The following is a 21,855-nucleotide window of genomic DNA, read 5'->3' as shown; positions in this document are numbered from 1 at the left end:
CCTCAGACCAGCAGCGGCAGCAGGGCGTGCCTGCGGCGGACCACCGCGCCGAAGCGGGCGTCGATGCGCAGCCAGGCGTCGGTCGCGGTCACCTTCACCACGTCCTCGGCCGGGCCGCCGCTGAGGAAACCCATGCCGGACAAGGCGAACAGCACCCGCAGCGGCACCTTCACGTCCAGCCCGCTGCCGGAGACCGTGAGCACGGTCTGGTCCAGCAGCGAGGCCGGCGGGGTGCCCTGCGGGCCGGTGTTCTCCTTGGCCAGCTCCACACCGCGGTCGGCCAGCTCGCTGATCACCGCCACCGGCAGCAGGTCCACGTGCTGCCAGCCGATCGCCGGCGGCAGCGCCGACCGCCACAGCATGTCCCTCGGCGGACCGGGGTCGACCCGCTCGCCGCCGACCACGGCCAGCGCGGTCAGCAGCTCGCTGCCGGTCACCGTGATGTCCGAGGGCTGGATCGCGCCCTGGACGGACCTGGTGGCCAGCACGTCGAACGGGGTGGCGGCCCACGCTTCCAGCAGCCCGCCCTCGCGTTCCTTCAGCCGCACCGCCACCTGCTGGTCCAGCCGTACCGCCCTGGCCACGAACGCGCCGAGATCGTCCCGCTCCACCGGATCGGGCACGTGCAACTCAGCCAACACTCTCCCCCACCTGGTAACCGGCGAGGAACTCCCGCTCGGCTCCACTCAGTCGTCGTGGTCGTTGTGCGGACACGTCGAAGGGGACCAGCGTGGTCCTGGCGACCGCCGCGACCGGATCCCCCGCCGACGGGCCCGTGTGCAGAGTGTGCCGCACCACGAAGCTGGCGTGTCGCAGATCCTCGATGCTCACCTCGGCGTGGACGTCACCGCCGGTGTAGCGCAGCTGGCCCTTGTACTCGACTTCCAGCCGGGACAGCACCAGGCCGTTGGCCATGTCGGTGAACCCGAGCCGCGCCGCCTCCACGAACAGCAGCCCGGCCCGGGCCTCCTCCAGCAGGGTGACCACGGCCGCGTGGTTGACATGGTTGAACACGTCCATGTCGGCCCAGCGCGGCCGCACCTGCGTGATGTATACGGGCATCAGCGGACGATACTGCGCACCCGGCGGGCCACCACCGACAGCGTCGGCAGGTCCAGCTTGCCGACTTCCTTGATCTCCTGCAGCGCGGCGCGGGCGCGGGCCAGCCTGGACGAGTTGGCCTGCTCCCACTTCTCGATCTTCTCCGCCACGCTGTCGCCCACGTCGCTGGTGCGCAGCACGTCCAGGGTGATCTCCCGCAGCGAGGCGTAGAGGTCGTCCCGCAGGGCCAGCCTGGCCAGCGCGTGCCAGCGGTTGCCGCGTTCCAGCGCGCTCACCGAGGTGAGCATGCGGTCCACGTCCAGGTGCTCCGACAGGGCGAAGTACATGTCGGCGGCCTCCCGCTGACTGTGCTCGCCGACCACGTTGTCCCGCTCGGCCAGCTCGGCCACCTCGGTGACGTCGAGCAGGCAGTAGGTGTGCAGCAGCGAGGCGACCCGGCGGGCCAGCTCGACCGGCACGCCGTCGGCGACCAGCTTCTCCGCGTGCTCGAGCACCTGCTCGCGTTCCCGGCCGCGCAGCAGCTCGATGGTGTCCGGACCGACCTCGCCGACCAGGCTCTGGAAGCGGGCGATCTCCGCGCCGACGGCCAGCGGCTGCGGCCGGTTGGACAGCAGCCAGCGGCAGGCCCGGTCCAGCAGCCGCCGGATCTCCAGGATGATCTCGTCGGCCACCGCGGTGGGCACCACGTTGTCCAGCTCGTCCACCGCCCGCCACAGCGACGGCAGGTCGAAGACCTTGGTCACGATGGCGAAGGCGCGCACCGCGTCGGTGGCGCTGGCGTTGAGCTCCTCGGTCAGCCGGAAGGCGAAGGACACGCCGCCGCCGTCGACCACCTCGTTGACCAGCAACGTGGTGGTGATCTCCCGGTGCAGCGGGTGCCTCGGGATGGCCTCGCCGAAGCGTTCGCGCAGCGCGGAGGGGAAGTACTCCGGCAGCCGCCTGGCGAACGCGCCGGACTCCGGCAGGTCGCTGGCCAGCACCTCGTCCTTGAGCGCCAGCTTGACGTGCGCGAGCAGCGTGGCCAGCTCCGGCGAGGTCAGGCCCTGGCCGGCGGTCTCCAGCTGCTTGAACTGGCTCCGGCTGGGCAGCGCCTCCAGGGTGCGGTCCAGGCCGGTGCGCTTCTCCAGGTCGGCGACCAGCCTGGCGTGCACGGACAGCATCGGCGCGGCGTGCGCGCGGCTGATGCCGAGCACCGCGTTCTGCCGGTAGTTGTCCGCCAGCACCAGCTCGGCGACCTCGTCGGTCATCTCGGCCAGCAGCTCGTTGCGCTGCGCGCCGTCCAGCCTGCCGTCGGCGACCAGCCGGTCCAGCAGGATCTTGATGTTGACCTCGTGGTCGGAGCAGTCCACCCCGGCGGAGTTGTCCAGCGCGTCGGTGTTGACCTTGCCGCCCGCCCTGGCGAACTCGATCCGGCCGAGCTGGGTCAGGCCCAGGTTGCCGCCCTCGCCGACCACCTTGACCCGCAGCGCCCCGCCGTCCACCCGCAGCGCGTCGTTGGCCTTGTCGCCGACCTCGGCGTGCGACTCGGTGGATGCCTTGACGTAGGTGCCGATGCCGCCGTTCCACAGCAGGTCCACCGGGGCCAGCAGGATGGCCTTCATCAGCTCCGGCGGGGACAGCTTCGTGGTGCCCTCGGGCAGGCCGAGCGCCGCGGCCACCTGCGGGCTGACCGGGATCGACTTGGCGCCGCGCGGGAACACCCCGCCGCCCTCGCTGATCTTGGTCCGGTCGTAGTCGTCCCAGGAGGAGCGGGGCAGCTCGAACATCCGCCGCCGCTCGGCGAAGCTGGCTGCCGCGTCCGGGTCCGGGTCCAGGAAGATGTGCCGGTGGTCGAAGGCGGCCACCAGCCGGATGTGCTCGGAGAGCAGCATGCCGTTGCCGAAGACGTCGCCGGACATGTCGCCGACGCCGACCACGGTGAACTCCTCGGTCTGGGTGTCCACCCCCAGCTCGCGGAAGTGCCGCTTCACGCTCTCCCAGGCGCCGCGGGCGGTGATGCCCATGGCCTTGTGGTCGTAGCCGACCGAGCCGCCGGAGGCGAAGGCGTCGCCCAGCCAGAAGCCGTAGTCCTTGGCCACGCCGTTGGCGATGTCGGAGAAGGTCGCGGTGCCCTTGTCCGCGGCGACCACCAGGTAGGTGTCGTCACCGTCGTGCCGCACCACCTGGTCGGCCGGGATCACGGTGCTGCCATCCGGCCCCGCGGCGAGGTTGTCGGTCAGGTCGAGCAGGCCGGAGATGAACATCTTGTAGCAGGCGATGCCCTCGTTCCAGGTCGCCTCGCGGTCCAGGCCGGCGTCCCCGGTGGGCTTGGGCGGCTGCTTGACCACGAAGCCACCCTTGGCGCCGACCGGCACGATCACCGCGTTCTTCACCGCCTGCGCCTTGACCAGGCCGAGGATCTCGGTGCGGAAGTCCTCCCGCCGGTCGGACCAGCGCAGGCCGCCGCGGGCCACCGGGCCGAAGCGCAGGTGCACGCCCTCGATCCTGGGCGAGTAGACGAAGATCTCGAACCGCGGCCGCGGCTCCGGCAGGTCGGGGATGGACCTGGGCTCCAGCTTGAAGGCCACGTACGGCCGCGGCTCACCCCGCTCGTCGCGCCAGAAGTAGTTGGTGCGCAGGGTGGCGTTGATCAGGTTGAGGAAGCTGCGCAGGATGCGGTCCGCGTCCAGGCTGGTGACCTCGTCGATCCGGGCCGCCAGCTCCGCGCGCAGGTTCTCCGTCTGCGAGTTCCTGGTCTCCGCCGACAGCGCCGGGTCGAAGCGGGCCTCGAACAGCCGGACCAGCGCGGTGGCCACCTCGGTGTGCGCCAGCACGGCGTCCTCGATGTAGTCCTGGCTGTACGGCGTGCGGGCCTGGCGCAGGTACTTGGCGTAGGCGCGCAGCAGCGCGGCCTGCCGCCAGGTCAGCCCGGCGCGCAGCACCAGCTGGTTGAACCCGTCCACCTCGGCCTGACCGCGCCAGGCGGCGGCGAATGCCTCCTGGAAGCGGATGCGGACCGTGTCCAGGTCCTCGGTGGCGATCCGGTCCAGCACCGCGGCCTCCAGCCGCAGGCCGAAGTCGAAGATCCAGCACTGGGCGCCGTCCTCGCGGCGGATCTCGTAGGGCCGCTCGTCGACGACCTCCACGCCCATCCGCTGCAGCATCGGCAGCACCTGGGACAGGGTGACCCTGCGCCCGCACAGGTAGAGCTTGAACCGGCGCTCACCCGGCTCGGCGTGCTCCGGCACGTAGAAGGAGAGCGCGGACTGGCCCTCCTGGTCGAGCAGGCCCTGCAGCTTGCGCAGGTCGGCCAGGCCCTCCTCGGCGGAGAAGTCCTCCTTGTACGCCTCCGGGAAGGACAGCGCGTACCGCTGGCCCAGCTCGGTGGCGGACTCCGAGCCCGTGCTCACCGGCTGTCCCGCCGTCTCGGCCTGGGCCCGCCGCTCGGCCAGCACCGCGTCCACCATCAGGTCGTCCCAGCTGCGCACCGCATCGGTGAGCTGCTGCTGGATCCGGGCGGCGTCCGGCTCGCTGTCCACGGTCGGGTCGGTGTGCACCATGAAGTGCACCCGCGCCAGCTGGGACTCCCCGATCCTGGCGCTGTACTCCAGCGAGGTGCCGGACAGCTCGGCCAGCAGCACCTCCTGCATGGCCAGCCGCGAGGTCGTGGTGTAGCGGTCGCGCGGCAGGTAGACCAGGCAGGAGTAGAAGCGGCGGTACGGGTCGCGGCGCAGGAACAGCCGCAGGCGGCGGCGCTCGGCCAGCGCGAGCACCTTGGTGATGGTGTCGTAGAGGCCGTCGATGTCGGTGGAGAACAGCTCGGTGCGCGGGTAGTTCTGGATCTCCTCCAGCATCCGCTGCCCGGAGTAGGACTCCAGCGGGAACCCGGCGCGGCGGATGACCTCGCGCACCCGGTGCTGGATGACCGGGATGTCCAGCACGTTCTCGTGCAGCGCGATGGTGGTCAGCACGCCGAGGAAGCGGTGCTCGCCGGTGACCTCGCCGTCCGGGCCGAAGGTCTTCACGCCCACGTAGTACGGGTAGACCGAGCGGTGCACGGTGGAGGGCGCGGAGGCCTGGGTCAGCACCAGCAGCTCGGGCGCCAGCGCCTGGGCCGCGGAGTCCGGGCCCGCGGTGAGGCTGCGCGCGGCCAGGCTGTCCTGGCGCAGCACGCCGAGGCCGGAGGCGAGCACCGCGCGCAGTGCCGGGTCGCCGTCCGGGGTGTCCCTGACCAGCTCGTAGTGCCGGTAGCCGAGGAAGGTGAAGTGGTCCTCGGCGAGCCAGCGCAGCAGCGCGGCGCCGTCGGCCACCTCGGTGCCGGACAGCGGCGGCGGGTTGCTGGTCAGCTCGTCGGCCAGCTGGGTGGCGGTGCCGATCATCTTGTCGGTGTCCTCGACGACCTCGCGGACGTCGTTGAGCACCGAGAGCAGCCGCTGCTTCAGCTCACGCGCGCGGTCCGGGTCGGTGATGAGGTCGACTTCCAGGTACATCCAGGACTCGGCCAGCGCGTCGGCCGGCGGGTCGACCGGGTCCGCGTCGGTGAGCACCTCGAGCAGCCCGCCGGTGACGTCCCTGCGCACCACGACGATGGGGTGCACCACGCGCTGGGCCTGCACGCCGCCCCGGGAGAGCTCGGCGGCCACCGAGTCCACCAGGTAGGGCATGTCGTCGGTGACGATCTGCACCACGGTCGCCGGGCAGCTCCAGCCGTCGGCGCCGGTGCTGGGGTTGAGCACCCGGATCGCGGGCCTGCCGGGCACCCGGCTGGCGGCGAGCTCGTAGTGCGAGCGGACGGTCCCGGCGAGCACGGCGGGCTCGTCGTCGGTGACCTCCTCCGCCGGGGCGTGGCGGTAGTAGAGCTGGATGAGATCGCCGATCTCCGGCGCGGTCGCGGCGGCGCGAGCCAACAGCTCGTCGCGGACCTGTTCGGGGCTGGCGGGCACTTCGGGGGTGGACTCGGGGTCGGTGGTCTCGGTGCGTGACGGTGCGGCGCCCAACGGTGCTCCGGTCGGTTTCATGTGCGGCTTGCTCCACAGCTCCCCGGCACCTCGGTGTGCCGGGACCAGGTTCACCCTACGACCACGTTCAGCTTCCCGTGGGGGCAGGGAGGCGTGGAAAGGCCCCTGGCCAGCAACGGAATCGGTCACCGAAACGATCAAGGGACCAGATGCTGGTCAGGTGTGACTGAGATCGCGTCACTTTCGGCCAGCCGGCCGTTCACCCGAAGGACGAGTCCCGCTTCGGCGGCGTCCACGCCTGTTCCCGGGGCCCGTCGACCACCCGCGGCTGCGGCTCGGTCGGGTCCTCCACCTCGGGATAGCGCGGCGGCTCCGGCAGCATCGAGGCATTCACGGTGGCATCCATGGCCCTGGCATACCCGAACGGATCCGGCTCAGGCCCAGCGAACGGATCGGGCGCCCCGGTGATCTGGGGGCCGCAGCGACCGGTGAAGGGGCCGTCGTCGTCCTCGGGCGGCGGGGGCTGCACGGGCTGGTGGTAGCCGCTGGTCTCGGCGCGGTGGACGGTGATCCGGTTGTGCAGGAGGTCGGCCGGGGTGGTGGGGCCGATGATGGTGACCGGGGGGTTGGGCTGGTTGCGCTGGTAGGAGGGCGTGGCCGGGTCGCTGGGGTAGGCGGGGTAGCTCGAATCGGCCGGGTAGCTGGATTCGCCTGGGTAGGCGGGTGCCGCTGAGGCGGGGTAGCTGGCGGCGGGCGGGTAGATGGGCTCCGCTGAGGCTGGGTAGGCGGGGCGGGGCGGTTCGTTGCCCGGGTAGGCGGGTGCCGGGGGCTCGGGAGCGCTTTCCGGTTTGGGGGCCGGGTCGGCGTAGTCGGTCTCGGGGTCCTCGCGGCGGCCGGTCTCGTAGGCGGCGAGGGCCTCGGCGAGCAGTTCGGCGAGCTTGGCGTCACCACGGGACCGGCGTTCGGGCGCGTCTGCCGAGGTGTCGGACCAGGTTGGGGATTGGTCGGCGGGCTCGGTTTCGCGGGGCATGAGGTCCGGGTGCGGGGCGGCCTCGGGGGGCAGGTGCTCGGCTGGCTCGGACTCCCGCGGGGCGAGGTCCGGGTGCCGCGGCTCCGGCTGCGCGAACTCCTGGTGCACGCCGTCCCGGTGCCCGAATTCTCGGTGCGTGGCGTCCTGGTACCCGGCGTTTTGGTGCACGCCGTCCCGGTGCCCGGGATCCTGGTGCGCGGCGTTTCGGTGCCCGGCGTCCTGGTGCGCGGGATCCTGGTGCGCCGCCTCCTCGCGCCCGGCCTCTTGGTGCGCCGTCTCTTGGTGCCCGGGTTCCCGGTGCCCGGCCTCTTGATGCCTGACCTCGTGGTGCCCGAACTGCTGGTGCCCCAACTCCCGGTGCCCGGCCTCCCGGTGTGCGGGCTCCTGGCGCGGGGCCTCTTGGCGCCGCGCCGCTCCCTGGCGCTCGGCCGTCCGGTCCGGGATGTCGGCCTGGGGTTCGGCGGACCGGGGCGGCGGGGGCAGCGCGGGCTCGTACCCGGTCTCCGGCTCGGTGTCCCGCAACGCCTGCGCCCAGTCGAAGTCCAACGCCTCCGCCAGCGACGAGGACCTGCGCCGCGTCCGGACTTCCGGGGCCGGCGCCGGTTCCTCGGCAACGGGCGGCTCGGCGGCCACCGGTTCGGGTTCGGGCCGCGGGGCTGGCTCCGGCTCGGCGGATGTTTCCGGCTCCGGTTCCGGCGTGACCTCGGGCGCGGGCTCGTCGTAGTCGACAGTGGCCGCCCGCACCGACGCGAAGTCCGCTGGCGCCGCGACCGGTTCCGCCGCCACCGGCCGCGACCCGGTTAACGCGGCCGCGTCGAGCTCGGCCGGCCGCGGCGTCTGGTCGGTGATGATCGGCTGCGGCGCGGTCGGGGCCTCGAAGAACAACGGCGCCTCGGACTGCCCGAGCGCCTCCGGCTCCGGCACCGGGTGCTCCATGGGCGGCAACGCGGCGAACCTGGCTTCCGGGGCGACCCGGCGGCCGGTGGAGTCAGGGCGGGCGTGGCTGCCGGTGGATTCGGCGGGAGTGGGTCGGGTGGCGGCCGGGGCCGGGAACTCGCCGGTGGGGGTGCGGGTGGCTGGCTGGGCGGGGAACTCGCCGGTGGTGGCCGCGGCGGGGGTGTCGAACTCGCCGGTGGTTGCGGCGCGGCTGGCCGGGGCCGGGAAGTCGGCGGCGCGGGTGGGTGCGGAGAAGTTGTCGGCCGGGGCCGGGAACTCGCCGGTGGTGGCGCGAGCCGGCGATGTGCCGGTGGTCTCGGCTCGGGTGGGCTGGCGGTGGCCGGTGGGGACTGACTCGGGCTCGCCGGTGGAAGCCGCGTGCTGGCCTGCCGGGGGCGCGGGGTCGGGCTCGCTGGTGGGCTGGGGGCGGGTGACGGCCGGGAACTCGCCGGTCGATGCCGCGTGGGTGGCTGCCGCCGGTGCGGAGAACTCGCCGGATGGCGCCTGGTGGTCGGCGGCTGCCGGGATGCGGAACTCGCCGGATGACATGTGGTGCGTGGCCATTGCCGGGGTGCTGAACTCGTCGGGCGGAGTCTGGCCGGTGACCGAGGTCGGGGTGGCGAAATCGTCCGGCGGAGTCTGGTCAGTGGCCGCGGCGGGAGTGCCGGACTCGATCGACGGAGCCCGACTGGTGGCTGCGGCGGAGGTAGCGAAATCGTCCGGCTGAGCTTGGCCGGTGGCCTCGGCGGGGGTGGCGAAATCGTCCGACGGAGCCTGGCGGATGGCCGCGGCGGAAGTAGCGAACTCGATCGACTGAGCCTGGCCGGTGGCCTCGGTGGAGGTGGCGAAATCGCCCGGCGGCTGCTGACCGGTCGCGGCAGTGGAGGTGGCGAAATCGCGTGGCAGGGCCTGACCGGTGGCGGCAGCGGGGCTGGTGAAGCCGCTGGGCGGGGTTTGGTCAGTGGGGGTGGTGTGCCCGCTCGACGGAGTGTGGTGGGCGGTTGTGGCTGGGGTGGTGAAGTCGCTCGGTGGCGACTGGCGGTGGGCCGCGGCTGGGGTGGTGAACTCGCCTGTCAGCTGGTGGGTGGCTGCCGCGGGAGTGGGGGAATCCGCCGTTGGCGCCTCGCGGGGGGCGGTGGCGAAGTCGCTGGTGACGGGGGCGCGGTGGGTGGTGGGTGGGTGGTCGTTGGTGTTCGCGCGGCGGGCTGGGGTGGGGAGGTCGGCGGCGCGGAAGCGAGGGGGGGTGGTGGCGTGTTTGGCTCGGGCCAGGGCGCGGTCGGCCTCGGTGATGAGGACGTCGGCTCTGGTGCCTGGGCGGTGCTGGGCGACGCCGGTGTTCACCGTGACCGGCAGCGCTGGGGACAGGCCCGCGACCTCGGTGCGGAGTTGTTCGGCCCAGCGCTGGGCCTGGTCCTGGGTGGCGCCGGGGAGCAGGACCGCGAGCTCCTCGCCGCCGACGCGGGCCACGGCGGCCTGCTGCGGGGCGGTGTCGCGGACGCGGTCGGCGACCGTGCGCAGCAGTTGCTCACTGACGTGGTGCGGCGCGGTCTCGTCAAGTTTGCCGACGTCGAACAGGACCAGGGTGAGGGCGTGGCCGGGGTCGCCGCCGTTGACCACCGCGTCGAGTCTGCGGCGGAAGCCGCTCTGGTTCAGCAGGCCGGTGAGGTCGTCGATCTCGGCCGCGGTGCGGCGCAGCATCGGGACCGCGCCGCGTGGGGTGTCCCTGCGCACCCGGCCCCGGCGCAGCATCGCGGTGACCTGCTCGCGCAGGCCGGCCGCGGTCTCGCCGTGCAACTGGGGCACCGGGATCTGTTCGATCAGCGCGACCCGGACCGCGTGCACCGCGCGCTGCCGCCTGCGTTCGGCGGCGTAGGCCGTGCGCAGGCAGGACAGCGCGTCCGCGTAGTCGCCGCCCATCTCGTGCACGTGGGCGAGCGCGGTCAGGCTTTCCGCCAGCAGCGGCTCCAGGCCGTGGCGCTGGGCCGAGTCGGCGGTGGCGCCGAGCAGCTCGGCGGCCAGCTCGGGCTGGCCGGAAGGCAGGTACAGGCGGGTGGCCAGAGCCAGCCGGATCCAGCCGACGCTGGAGGCGACCGGGGCGCGGACCGCCTGCTCGAGCAGGTCGTACGCGGCTGACCGCGCCTCGCCGGGGCGGTTGGAGTCCAGCAGGGCGCACACCAGCTGCAGGATCAGCCGGGCGCGGGCGTGGCCGCTGTCGGCTGCCGGGTCGGTGAGCTGGTCCAGCAGGGCAAGGCCCTCCCTGGCGGCGTGCACCGCCGCGGGCAGGTCGCCCCAGCGGCGGTGGTGCGCCGAGGCCACCGAGTGCAGCAGGCCGCGCAGCACCAGCACGATGTCCGGCTCCAGGTCCGGGTCCTCGCCGTAGAGCTGGTCGGCCTCGGCCAGCGCCTCGGTGAGTTCCGGCACGCTGCCCAGGTGGGCCAGGCAGTCCACCAGCTGGACCATGGCCGCCGCGCGCAGGCCCTTGGGCGCCGTGCCCGCCTCCAGCACGGGGCGGAGCACGGCGAAACCGGTCAGCGGCGCGCCGACCACCCTGGCCGCGTTGGCCAGTTCGACCCGCAGCCGCCAGGCCAGCTCGGTCTCGTCCAGGGCCTCGGCGGCCCGCAGCGAGGCCACCGCGCGTTCGGCGACGACCACCCCCTGGCCGAGACGGTTGAGCGCGAACAGCGTCAGCGTCTCGGCCCGGAGGCGGGTGTGCTCGTCACCGTCGGCGACGGCGAGTTCGGCGGCCCGTTCGCTGAGCATCCGGCTCAGCTCCGGCGCACGCCAACGAAGCTGCCAGGCGGTGGCGATCAGTGCCCCCGCCTTGCCGTTCTTCGCCCGCTCTGCGCCCAAGGCCGCCACGGAGTTCCCCGTTCAGCCTCGTGTGAGCTTGCGATGCGTGACCCGGTGCGGACGCGCGGCGTCCGCTCCGAGCCGGTCGACCTTGTTCTTCTCGTAGCCCTCGAAGTTGCCCTCGAACCAGAACCACTTCGACTCGTCCTCGTCGGTGCCCTCCCACGCGAGGATGTGGGTGGCCACGCGGTCCAGGAACCACCGATCGTGCGAGATGACCACCGCGCAGCCGGGGAACTGCTCGAGCGCGTTCTCCAGCGAGCTGAGGGTCTCCACGTCCAGGTCGTTCGTGGGCTCGTCGAGCAGGATCAGGTTGCCGCCCTGCTTGAGCGTCAGCGCCAGGTTCAGCCGGTTGCGCTCACCACCGGAGAGCACGCCGGCCGGCTTCTGCTGGTCCGCGCCCTTGAAGCCGAACGCGCCGATGTAGGCCCGCGAGGGCATCTCCACGTGGCCGACCTTGATGTAGTCCAGACCGCCGGAGACGACCTCCCAGACGTTCTTGGCCGGGTCGATGCCCGCGCGGTTCTGGTCGACGTAGGACAGCTTCACCGTCTCGCCGACCCGCACGCTGCCCGAGTCCGGCTCCTCAAGGCCGACGATGGTCTTGAAGAGCGTGGTCTTGCCGACACCGTTCGGGCCGATGACGCCGACGATGCCGTTCTTCGGCAGGCTGAAGGACAGCCCGTCGATGAGCACGCGGTCGTCGAAGCCCTTCTTCAGGTTCTCCACCTCGACCACCACGTTGCCCAGACGCGGGCCCGGCGGGATCTGGATCTCCTCGAAGTCCAGCTTCCTGGTCTTCTCCGCCTCGGCCGCCATCTCCTCGTACCGGTTCAGACGGGACCGGGACTTGGTCTGACGGGCCTTGGCGTTGGAGCGGACCCAGTCCAGCTCGTCCTTGAGCCGCTTGTGCAGCTTGGCGTCCTTCTTGCCCTGGACGGCCAGTCGTTCCGCCTTCTTCTCCAGGTAGGCGGAGTAGTTGCCCTCGTAGCCGATGGCGCGACCGCGGTCCAGCTCCATGATCCACTGGGCCACGTTGTCCAGGAAGTACCGGTCGTGTGTGACGGCCAGGACGGCGCCCGGGTAGTCGGCCAGGTGCTTCTCCAGCCACAGCACGCTCTCCGCGTCCAGGTGGTTGGTGGGCTCGTCGAGCAGCAGCAGGTCGGGCTTGGAGAGCAGCAGCTTGCACAGCGCCACGCGGCGGCGCTCACCGCCGGAGAGGTGGGTCACCTCGGCGTCGCCGGGCGGGCAGCGCAGGGCGTCCATCGCCTGCTCCAGCTGGGAGCTGATGTCCCACGCGTCGGCGTGGTCCAGCTCCTCCTGGAGCTTGCCCATCTCCTCCATCAGCTCGTCGGAGTAGTCGGTGGCCATCTGCTCGGCGATCTCGTTGAAGCGGTGCAGCTTCACCATGATCTCGCCGACACCCTCCTCGACGTTGCCGAGAACGGTCTTCTCCTCGTTGAGGGGTGGTTCCTGCAGCAGGATCCCGACCGAGGCGCCCTCGGCGAGCTGCGCGTCACCGTTGTTGGGCTGGTCGAGGCCCGCCATGATCTTGAGCACGCTCGACTTGCCCGCCCCGTTGGGACCGACGACGCCGATCTTCGCGCCCGGATAGAAGGCCGTCGAGACGTCATCGAGGATCACCTTGTCCCCGTGCGCCTTGCGGACCTTCCTCATGGTGTAAATGAACTCGGCCATGGCCGCGATCGTAGAGCGGTGCCCGGGGGGCCGCGTACGGCGGTGGGGCGGATCCGCTCAGAGAGCGTCCGGACTTCTCGGTGAACGGCTCCGCCCACGATCGTCTTCTAGGTGGGTTCACCACCGCTCATCGCGCGTTTTCGACCGCATGACGCAATTCGGGGACATCGGGACTTCGGCTGGTCAGGCGACAGGGACGGCCTCCTGACGGGTGTGGTCCAACTCGGCGAGGACGTCTTCCAGATCACCCTCCCGGGGCCCGCCGAGCTCGGCCCGGGCGGAGGCGGCGGCTCTGCGGACGGCGGCGCTGGCGGTCGAGACGGGCTCGGGGTCGGGGGTGGCGGGCCGGGGCGGCTTGGTCGTGCGGGCGGGGGCCGGTTTGGGAGCGCGTGGCGTCAGGGCGGCGGGTGCGGGGGCTGGGGGTGCCGCGGCGTCGGGTGCGGCGGTGGGTGCGAAGAGATCTGGCGTCGCGGCGGGCGGTGTGGAGACGGTGGGGGTCGGGGCGGTGTGGGTCGAGGGGACGGGCGGGGGTGTGGGGCGGGCTGGGGTGGCGGGGGCGAGCGGGGAGGGGGTGGTGGCCGTGCGGCGGGCGGTGGCGGGGCTGTTGGCGGCCAGGGTGGCTGGGCTGAGGCGGCGGGGTGCGGGGATGTGGGCGGGGGCTGGGGTGGTGGGAGCGGGGGCGGGATGGGTTCGGGGGTGCGGGGGGCGGGAGCAGGGGTGGCGAAGGACTGGTCGGCGTAGAGGTACTGGTCGAACTCGGGTGGGCGGAGGACGTCGGCGGTGCAGTGGCGGAGGTTGGGGCCGATGGCCTCGGCGCGCAGCTCGGTGGAGTAGCGACGGGTGCCGTCGGTGGCGTCGTACTCGCGGGTGCTCATCGCGCCGTGCACCAGGATCTGGTCGCCGCGGCGGAGGGTGGCGGTGACGCCGGTGGCGATCTGGTCGAAGCAGCTGACCCACACGGACAGGGAGTCGCCGTTGGTCCACTCCTGGCGGTCCTTGTCGTAGCGGCGGGAGCGGCTGACCAGGCGGAAGCCGGCCACGCGGGCGTTGCTCGCGGTGTGCCGGACGCGGATCTCGCTGTTGATGCGGCCGATGACGGTGACGGGGTCTCGAACACGGGGAGGGCTCCTTGGGGGTGGGAGGGGTGTTGGGGATGAGTTTTGTGGGGGTTGGGGTGGGGGAAAGGCGGGGCGGTGGGGGTGTTGACAGGTGGTGGGTTGTGGAGAAGTGCGGATCTTGGGGGCGGGGTGGGGCGGGGAATGTCGGTGGGGGGTGGTACCGGGTTGACTGAGTGAGCACTCACTCATAAGTTGGTGGCATGGTGGTGGACGGAGAAGGCGCGGGCAGGCGGCGGCGGGCGCCGGCGATGAGTCCCGAGCAGCGGCGGGCGGAGATCGTGCGCAGCACGCTGCCGCTGCTGGCCACGCACGGTCTCAACGTGACCACCAGCCAGATCGCCAAGGCGGCCGGAATCGCCGAGGGCACCGTGTTCCGGGCCTTCGCTGACAAGTCCGAGCTGATCGCCGCCTGCGTCGAGGCAGCGCTGCGGGTGGACGAGCTGGTCGAGCAGCTGGCCGTGATCCCGGCCGAGGGTCGGCTGGACCGGCGGCTGGCCGCGGCGGTGGGGACCATGGACGCCTACTTCTTCCGGATGGGCTCGGTGCTCAGCGCCCTGGCCACCAGCGGTTACCGGCTCGACGACGCCAAGCACCGCGCGCAGACCAAGAAGAACGAGGACATGGCCCACTTCCGGCCGGTGCTGACCGCGGTGGCCGAGCTGATCGGCGCGGACGCCGGGCGGCTGCGCGTGCCGCCGGAGCAGGCGGTGCGGTTCCTGTTCGGCCTGGTCATCTCCAGCGGACTGGGCGGGACGCCCAAGCAGCTCAGCGAACCGGAGATCGACGAGGTCGTCGACTTCTTCCTGCACGGCGCACTCACGAACTGACGTCCACACCTCTTGGGGGACTTTCCGATGACCGAACTGATGATCAGAGCCTCGGCGGTGACCAAGACCTTCGGCAAGGTCACCGCGCTCGACCGGGTCAGCGTGGAGGTGCCGCAGGGCACCGTGCTCGGCCTGCTCGGCCACAACGGGGCGGGCAAGACCACGCTGGTCAACATCCTCAGCACGATGTTCCCGCCCACCTCCGGCACGGCCAGCGTGGCCGGGTTCGACGTGGTCGCCCAGCCCATCGAGGTACGCCGCCGGATCGGCCTGACCGGGCAGTTCGCCTCGGTGGACGAGGACCTGACCGGCACCGAGAACCTGGTGCTGATCGCCAGGCTGCTCGGCGCGGGCCGGCGGGCGGCCCGGCTGCGCGCGGCGGAGCTGCTGGAGACCTTCAACCTGGCCGACGCGGCCGGTCGGCCGGTCAAGACCTACTCCGGCGGCATGCGCCGCAGGCTGGACCTGGCCGCGAGCCTGGTCGGGCAGCCCAGCATGGTGTTCCTGGACGAGCCGACCACCGGCCTGGACCCCTCGGCCAGGGTCGGCATGTGGGAGGTGGTCGAGGGCCTGGTCGCTGGCGGCACCACGATCCTGCTGACCACCCAGTACCTGGACGAGGCCGACCGGCTGGCCGACTCGATCACCGTGCTGAACAAGGGCAGGGTGATCGCCCAGGGCACCGCGGCGCAGCTGAAGGCGGAGGTCGGGCAGCGCACCGTGGCGGTCTCGCTGGAGCCCGGCGCCGATCCGTGGCAGGCGGTGGAGGCGATCCGCCGCGGCGGCAAGCAGCCGGTCTTCGACCCGGAGCGCAACTCGATCACCGTGCCGGTGCTGGCCTCCAAGGAGCTGGTCACCGTGGTGCGCGCGCTGGACGAGGCCGGCATCGAACCCGCCGGGCTGGCGCTGACCGAGCCGACCCTGGACGACGTGTACCTGGCCCTGACCCACAGCTCCTCGAGCGCGGCCTGAGAGGAATCGTGATGACCACGACCATCGCCCGCCCGGAGGTGCCCGAGGTGGCCACCCCGTGGCGGGGCAGCAGCCTGTTCACCCAGATCATGGTGCTCACCGGACGCTCGCTGCGCCCGGTGCTGCGCGACCCCAAGACGCTCGTGTTCAGCCTGATGCAGCCGCTGCTGATGCTGGTGCTGTTCAGCCAGGTGTTCCGGGTCATCGCCGAGGGGCCGATGTTCCCCAAGGGTGTCGCCTACATCGACTACTTACTGCCCGCGATCATGGTCACCACCGCGACCATGGTCGGCGTGCAGGCCGGTGTCGGTCTGACCAGCGACATGAAGAACGGCGTGCTGGCCAGGTTCCGCTCGATGCCGGTGAGCCCGGTGGCGGTGCTGATCGCGCGCAGCATCGCCGACCTCACCAGGGGCCTGATCGAGCTGGTCGTGATGCTGATCGCGGCCGCGCTGTTCTTCGGCTTCGCCCCGGCGGGCGGGATCCTCGGCGTCACCGGCGCGCTGCTGCTGGCGCTGGCGGTCGGCTGGAGCCTCGGCTGGCTGTTCCTGGCCGCGGCCGCCTGGCTGCGGGAGAGCACCACCGCGCAGATGGTGGGCATGATGGCGCTGTTCCCGCTGCAGTTCGCCTCCAGCGCGTTCGTGCCGATCCAGAGCCTGCCCAGCTGGCTGCAGGTGGTGGCCGAGGTGAACCCGATCTCCTACGCCATCAACGCCTCCCGCGACCTGGCGCTGAACAACCCGGTCGGGTCCGGGGTGACCTCGGCCCTGGTGGTCAGCGCGGGGATCGCGGTGGTCGGCGCGGTGCTGGCCGAACGCGGGTTCCGCCGCCCCTGAGCGAGCAGGCCGGGGGTCAGCCGTCGCGCTTGCCCCCGGCCATCCGCTTGAGCATCTCGTTGTACGCGGTCAGGTCGGCGTCCCCGTCGGCCTCGGCGTGCCGGTCGGAGCGCTTGGCGTCCCGGTCGTCGGCCTTGGCCCACTGGGCGAGCAGCGCGATCACCACCACCAGCAGCGGCAGTTCGCCGGAGGCCCAGGTCAGGCCGCCGCCGAGGCGCTGGTCGGAGAGCAGGTCGCTCACCCAGGGCAGGTTGAGCTGGTGGTAGAAGGACTCGCCGATCACGGTGGAGCCGCTCATCAGCGCGATGCCGAAGAAGGCGTGGAAGGGCATCGAGGCGAACACCAGGCCGAGGCGGCCCAGCGGCGGCAGCCTGCGCGGCGCAGGGTCGATACCGATCACCGGCCAGTAGAAGACGTACCCGGCGAGCAGGAAGTGCGCGTTCATCGCCAGGTGCGCCCAGTGCAGCGGCAGCGCGGCGTCGAACAGGCCGGAGAAGTACAGGCCGTAGAAGGAGCCGACGAACAGCGCGAGCGCGACCAGCGGGTGGGTCAGCACCCGGCTGACCGGCGAGTGCACCAGCGCCAGGATCCACTCCCTCGGCCCGCTCGGGGCGTCCTTGCCCGCGGTGGGCAGCGCGCGCAGGGCCAGCGTGACCGGGCCGCCGAGCACCAGCAGCACCGGGGCCAGCATGGACAGCAGCATGTGGCTGCCCATGTGCACGCTGAACATCGCCGGTGAGTAGCGGCCGATGCCGGAGCTGGTGGCGATCAGGATGGTCAGGCAGCCCGCGATCCAGGCGATGGTGCGGCCGACCGGCCAGCGGTCGCCGCGCTTGCGCAGGCGGCGCACGCCCAGCAGGTAGACCAGCGCGGCGGCGATCGAGAGCGTGCCGAAGAGCAGGTCGAACCGCCAGTCCAGCAGCAGCGCCAGGAAGGTCGGCGGGCCGTCCAGGTCGTAGCCGATCAGCAGTTCGGTGGTGCTCGGCCGCGCGCTGATCTCCCCCGGCGGCGGGGTGCCACCCAGGGCGACCGCGATGCCGATGGTGGCCAGCATCAGCAGCATCTCGATGCCGCCCAGGCGCATCAGCACCGAGCGGGACTCGTCCACGCCCAGTGCCAGCACGCCGCGCCGCCGCTGGAAGAAGCCGATCACGCCGAGCACGCCCAGCGCGCCGATCTTGGCCAGCACCAGCGCGCCGTACGGGGTGGTGAAGACCTCGGCCGGGGTGAGCCGCACCAGCGCGTTGACCACGCCGGAGACGGCCAGGGTGATCCAGCAGACCAGGGCCAGCTTGGAGAAGCGGCGGTAGGCGAGCTGGAGGTGGCCGCCGCCGCGGTAGGCGTGCGCGACCAGCGCGACCAGGCCGCCAACCCAGAAGCCGGTGGCCAGCAGGTGGAAGATCAGCGAGTTGGTGCCGACGTCGTGCGAGCCGCCGGAGGCCGAGTGCCCGGTGACCGCGACCGGCATCAGGCAGAGCAGGCCGAAGGCGAAGGTGGCGAAGGCCCAGCCCCAGGACAGCACGATCCGGCAGGCGATGGCCAGCAGCCCGGCCAGCAGCGCGGTGGCCACCCACGCCTTGGCCTGCTCCAGCGCGTCGATGTAGACGATCAGCTGGGCCGGGTCGAGCACGTCGGTGACCGGCTTGCCCAGCGCGTTGGCCACGAACAGCGGCACCATGGCCGACGCGGCCAGGAACCAGCCCAGCGCCGCCCAGCCCGCGGCCCGCACCGCGGCGTAGCCGTCGGCGGCCAGCAGCCCGCTGCGCTGGGCCGGGGCGAGGAAGACCGCGAACAGCAGCGAGCCGACCGCGATCGCCGCGCACACCTCGGCGATGGCCCTGACCAGCGACTGGCCGAACCGGGTGAGATCGCCGGGATCGGGTAGCCCGTACTCGGCGTACACCCGGCCGGGCGATAGCGCGGTGAGCGCGACCGCGACGCTCAGTGCCAGCAGGATCCCCACGACCACCAGCACCGCCATGCCGCCGGTGGGACGTCGAACGGGGGTGGGGTCGACCTCGTCGGTGCGCTCGGGTGCCACAGGACGAGCGTAGGCAACGAAGAACCTGGAAGGGGGCGCGACCCCGGGCCGGGTTCCGGCTACGATTTCGCCCGGCGGTTGCCAACCGCCGTGCCCTCATAGCTCAGCTGGATAGAGCGAGAGACTTCTAATCTCTAGGTCGCAGGTTCGAGTCCTGCTGGGGGCGCTCCCTCAGCACGCCTTTGTCCGCGGACCCCCGCCCCGAATTCGCCGAAGTTCCGGTCGCTCACCGCATAGCCTGGACGGGCACCTGGCCCATCTGGAGAGAACGGTGAGTACTTCCGTGACCACTCAGGCGAAGACCGTGTTCGTGACCGGCGCGTCCACCGGGTTCGGGGCGGCGATCGCCCGCCGGTTCGCCGGTGAGGGCAGTCGTGTGATCGCGACCGCGCGGCGCAAGGACAAGCTGGCGGAGCTGGCCGGGGAGTTCGGCGACCTGGTGTTGCCGGTGGAGCTGGACGTGCGGGACAACCACGCGGTGGAGCAGGTGGTCGCCGGGTTGCCCGCGGAGTTCGCTGAGGTTGACGTCCTGGTCAACAACGCGGGGCTGGCGCTGGGGCTGGAGCCGGCGCAGCGGGCCTCGCTGGCGGACTGGGAGCAGATGATCGACACCAACTGCAAGGGGTTGCTGTACTGCACCAGGGCGGTGTTGCCGGGGATGGTCGAGCGGCGGCGCGGGCACGTGGTCAACATCGGGTCGGTGGCGGGCACGCACCCCTACCCCGGCGGCAACGCCTATGGCGGGACCAAGGCGTTCGTGCACCAGTTCAGCCTCAACCTGCGCAGTGACCTGCACGGCACCGGCGTCCGGGTGACCTGTGTGGAGCCCGGCATGTGCGGTGGCACCGAGTTCTCCCTGGTCCGGTTCCAGGGTGACGCGGGCAAGGCGGCCGGGGTCTACGACGGGATGCAGCCGCTGACCGCCGAGGACATCGCGGAGACCGTGCACTGGGTCACCGGGCAGCCCGCGCACGTGAACGTCAACACCATCGAGCTGATGCCGGTGGCGCAGAGCTTCGCCGGGTTCCAGGTACACCGGGAAGCGTGACGGGGCGCACTTTTTAACGAACGGTACATAACGGCCTTGACGGGTGGGTGACACGGCGACTACTTCTGTACTTGACATTACAGAAGTAGGGAGTTGGGTCATGGGCAAGCAGCTTGCGGGCAAGGTCGCGCTGGTCACCGGGGGTTCGCGGGGGATCGGCGCGGCCACCGCGCGGGCGCTGGGCGCGGCGGGGGCGGAGGTCGCGATCAGCTACACCGCTAGTCCGGACAAGGCCGAGGCGGTGGTCGCGGAGCTGAAAGAGGCCGGGGTCAGGGCACTCGCGGTGCAGGCGGACCAGGCCGACCCGGCGCAGGTGAAGGAGCTGGTGCGGACGGTGCACGAGCACTTCGGGCGGCTGGACGTGCTGGTCAACAACGCCGGGGTGGCCGCAAGGGACAACGGGGACGAGGAGCTGGACCGGCAGCTGGCGGTCAACATCGGCGGGGTGGCGGCCACTGTGCGCGCGGCCACGCCGCTGCTCAGCGACGGTGGCCGGATCATCAACGTGGGCAGCGTGCTGGCCACCCGGCAGCCCTTCGGGGGCATGGCCGAGTACTCCGGCACCAAGGCCGCGATCACCGTCTTCGCCAAGGGCTGGGCGCGGGACCTCGGCGGGCGCGGGATCACCGTCAACACCGTGCACCCCGGTCCGATCGAGACCGACATGAACCCCAACGAGGGCGAGGCCGCGGCGCAGCGGACCGCGTTCACCGCGCTCGGTCGCTACGGCCGGCCGGCCGAGGTGGCCGCCGCGATCGTGTTCCTGGCCGGGCCGGACGCCGGCTACATCACCGGCGCCGAGCTGCACGTCGACGGCGGGCTGGGCATCTGAGCCGAATCGTTCCCACCTGGCGGAACGAGTTGCCCGGGGCGCGGCGGGGTTCGCAGACTGCCCTGGTGAGCCAGGCCGAACCCGTGCTGATCCGCTCGGCCCGCGATGTCACCGACCTGGTGAACTCGGGGGCCGCGCGGGGCAGTCACGCCACCATGATCGTGATCATCGCGCTGGGCGGCATCTTCATCGACGCCTACGACTTCAGCTCGCTGGCCTACGGGATGCGCGACATCACCGTCCAGTTCGGGCTCAGCCCGGTGGGCGCGGGCATCGTGAACGCCTCGATCATGGTCGGTGCGGTGGTCGGCGCGCTCGGTGGCGGCTACCTGGTCGACAAGATCGGCCGGTACCGGGTGTTCATGGCGGACATGCTGTTCTTCGTGGTGGCCGCGCTCGGCTGCGCACTGGCGCCCAGCGCCGAGGTGCTGGTGCTGTTCCGGTTCCTGATGGGCATCGGTGTCGGCATGGACCTGCCGGTGGCGATGGCCTTCCTGGCCGAGTTCTCCCGGCTGCGCGGCAAGGGCAGCAAGGGCTCGCGCACCGCGTCCTGGTCGGCGGCCTGGTTCGTGGCCACCAGCGCCTGCTACCTGATCATCCTCGGCCTGTACTTCCTGATCCCGGCGCAGAACCACGGCGTGCTGTGGCGGTTCACCGTCGGCTTCGGCGCGGTGCCCGCGCTGGTCGTGCTGCTGGTGCGGCACCGCTACATGAACGAGTCGCCTGCCTGGGCCGCTGGTCAGGGCGACCTGGAGGGCGCCGCGGCGATCCTGCGCAGGTCCTACGGGGTCAACGCGGTCGTCGCGCCGGAGGCCACCGTGGTGAAGGCGCCGAAGCGGTCGGTCCGGGCGGAGTTCGGGCGGCTGTTCAACCGCACCTACCGCCGCCGCACCTGGCTCTCCCTCGCCGTGGCGCTGGCCCAGACCTTCGGCTACAACGCGGTCGCCTACGGCCTGCCGGTGATCATCGCCGGGTTCCTCGCCCAGGGGCCGCTGACCACGATCAGCGCCTCGCTGGTGCTCAACGTGTGCTTCGCGGTCACCGGCGGCCTGCTCGGCATCCGCTGGGTGCGCAGCCGGGGCGCGTGGCAGCTGACCGCGCTCGGGTTCGGGGTGCAGCTGGCCGCGCTGGTCGCGCTCGCGCTGATCGGGCGGCCCAGCGGACAGGAGCTGGCGGTGGCCGCGCTGCTCGCGCTGGGGGCGTTCCTGTTCGCCCAGGGCTGGGGGCCGGGCGCGAACTACATGACCTTCGCGACGCTGAGCTATCCGACCTCGCTGCGCGGGGTGGGCGTCGGGTTCAACCAGGGGATGCTGCGCATCGGCTCCACGGTGTCCCTGTTCCTGTTCCCGGTGCTGAGCGCGAGCCTGGGAACCGGCGTGTTCTGGGTCATCGCGCTCGCGCCCGCGCTGGGGCTGCTCGCCCTGCTGCTGGTGCGCTGGGAGCCAGTCGGGTATGACGTGGATGCCGAAGACGCGGAAGGTGTCCCGGTGGAGGAGGCAGAGACGCGCCGCTGAGAAGTACCCCCAGTTGGACTCTCAGCAGCGCTTCCCGCCGATCCCATGGACACCTCTTCGCTGGGTCAACCTTTCAAGCCCCGGTTGTCCGCCGCACTGTCAGCACCGGACCGGATACCCGAAGGTGCAGGTCACCTGCATAGGATGAGTTTTC

At 71.9% G+C, this 21,855-nt stretch carries 13 protein-coding genes and 1 tRNA gene; 7 read left to right on the top strand and 7 right to left on the bottom strand.

The window, feature by feature from the left end; translation table 11 throughout:
- Positions 1-2: 2 nt before the first annotated feature.
- From N8J89_RS06720 to N8J89_RS06695, 6 genes are all read right to left on the bottom strand, one after another.
- Complete coding sequence (locus N8J89_RS06720; protein WP_283666108.1) at positions 3-638, bottom strand: DUF8010 domain-containing protein; 636 nt, start codon at positions 636-638, stop codon at positions 3-5.
- Positions 631-1,062 (bottom strand): acyl-CoA thioesterase, encoded by a 432-nt coding sequence (locus N8J89_RS06715; protein ID WP_283663484.1) that lies wholly within the window; start codon positions 1,060-1,062, stop codon positions 631-633. The genes N8J89_RS06720 and N8J89_RS06715 overlap by 8 nt, the downstream gene beginning before the upstream one ends.
- Positions 1,062-6,059, bottom strand: coding sequence for an NAD-glutamate dehydrogenase (locus N8J89_RS06710; protein ID WP_283663483.1), 4,998 nt, complete (start codon positions 6,057-6,059; stop codon positions 1,062-1,064). Before N8J89_RS06710 ends, N8J89_RS06715 begins: the two co-directional genes overlap by 1 nt.
- Positions 6,060-6,258: 199 nt before the next feature.
- Positions 6,259-10,824 carry a diguanylate cyclase domain-containing protein gene (locus N8J89_RS06705; protein ID WP_283663482.1) on the bottom strand — a complete coding sequence of 1,522 codons (4,566 nt, stop codon included), beginning with the start codon at positions 10,822-10,824 and terminating at the stop codon, positions 6,259-6,261.
- 12 nt (positions 10,825-10,836) lie between these two features.
- A complete protein-coding gene (gene ettA / locus N8J89_RS06700) occupies positions 10,837-12,513 on the bottom strand; it encodes an energy-dependent translational throttle protein EttA (protein WP_283663481.1) in 1,677 nt (558 codons plus the stop codon).
- A 395-nt stretch (positions 12,514-12,908) separates the two neighbouring features.
- Positions 12,909-13,820, bottom strand: coding sequence for a single-stranded DNA-binding protein (locus N8J89_RS06695; protein ID WP_283663480.1), 912 nt, complete (start codon positions 13,818-13,820; stop codon positions 12,909-12,911).
- 11 nt (positions 13,821-13,831) lie between these two features.
- Between N8J89_RS06695 and N8J89_RS06690 the strand changes: the two genes are divergently transcribed.
- The 3 genes from N8J89_RS06690 to N8J89_RS06680 are packed head-to-tail and all read left to right on the top strand — an operon-like array spanning position 13,832 to position 16,266.
- The gene (locus N8J89_RS06690) at positions 13,832-14,458 is read left to right on the top strand and encodes a TetR/AcrR family transcriptional regulator (RefSeq protein WP_283663479.1); all 627 of its coding nucleotides are present in this window, start codon (positions 13,832-13,834) and stop codon (positions 14,456-14,458) included.
- A 27-nt stretch (positions 14,459-14,485) separates the two neighbouring features.
- Entirely contained in the window at positions 14,486-15,430 is a 945-nt protein-coding gene (locus N8J89_RS06685) for an ATP-binding cassette domain-containing protein (protein ID WP_283663478.1), read from the top strand.
- A gap of 11 nt (positions 15,431-15,441) precedes the next feature.
- Positions 15,442-16,266 carry an ABC transporter permease gene (locus N8J89_RS06680; protein WP_283663477.1) on the top strand — a complete coding sequence of 275 codons (825 nt, stop codon included), beginning with the start codon at positions 15,442-15,444 and terminating at the stop codon, positions 16,264-16,266.
- A gap of 16 nt (positions 16,267-16,282) precedes the next feature.
- Here N8J89_RS06680 and N8J89_RS06675 read toward each other — a convergent pair whose 3' ends face one another.
- Positions 16,283-18,247, bottom strand: a complete 1,965-nt coding sequence (locus N8J89_RS06675) for a bifunctional copper resistance protein CopD/cytochrome c oxidase assembly protein (RefSeq protein ID WP_283666107.1) — start codon at positions 18,245-18,247, stop codon at positions 16,283-16,285.
- A 152-nt stretch (positions 18,248-18,399) separates the two neighbouring features.
- Between N8J89_RS06675 and N8J89_RS06670 the strand changes: the two genes are divergently transcribed.
- From N8J89_RS06670 to N8J89_RS06655, 4 genes are all read left to right on the top strand, one after another.
- Positions 18,400-18,473 (top strand) — tRNA-Arg (locus N8J89_RS06670).
- Between the two features lie 117 nt (positions 18,474-18,590).
- The gene (locus N8J89_RS06665; RefSeq protein ID WP_252485140.1) at positions 18,591-19,355 is read left to right on the top strand and encodes an SDR family oxidoreductase; all 765 of its coding nucleotides are present in this window, start codon (positions 18,591-18,593) and stop codon (positions 19,353-19,355) included.
- A gap of 100 nt (positions 19,356-19,455) precedes the next feature.
- Positions 19,456-20,187 (top strand): SDR family NAD(P)-dependent oxidoreductase, encoded by a 732-nt coding sequence (locus N8J89_RS06660; protein WP_283663476.1) that lies wholly within the window; start codon positions 19,456-19,458, stop codon positions 20,185-20,187.
- 65 nt (positions 20,188-20,252) lie between these two features.
- Positions 20,253-21,701 (top strand): MFS transporter, encoded by a 1,449-nt coding sequence (locus tag N8J89_RS06655; RefSeq protein WP_283663475.1) that lies wholly within the window; start codon positions 20,253-20,255, stop codon positions 21,699-21,701.
- The last annotated feature ends 154 nt before the right edge of the window (positions 21,702-21,855 follow it).

It is taken from the genome of Crossiella sp. CA-258035 (genome assembly GCF_030064675.1).
Lineage (GTDB): Bacteria > Actinomycetota > Actinomycetes > Mycobacteriales > Pseudonocardiaceae > Crossiella.
This window is presented reverse-complemented; position numbering and strand designations above follow the sequence as displayed.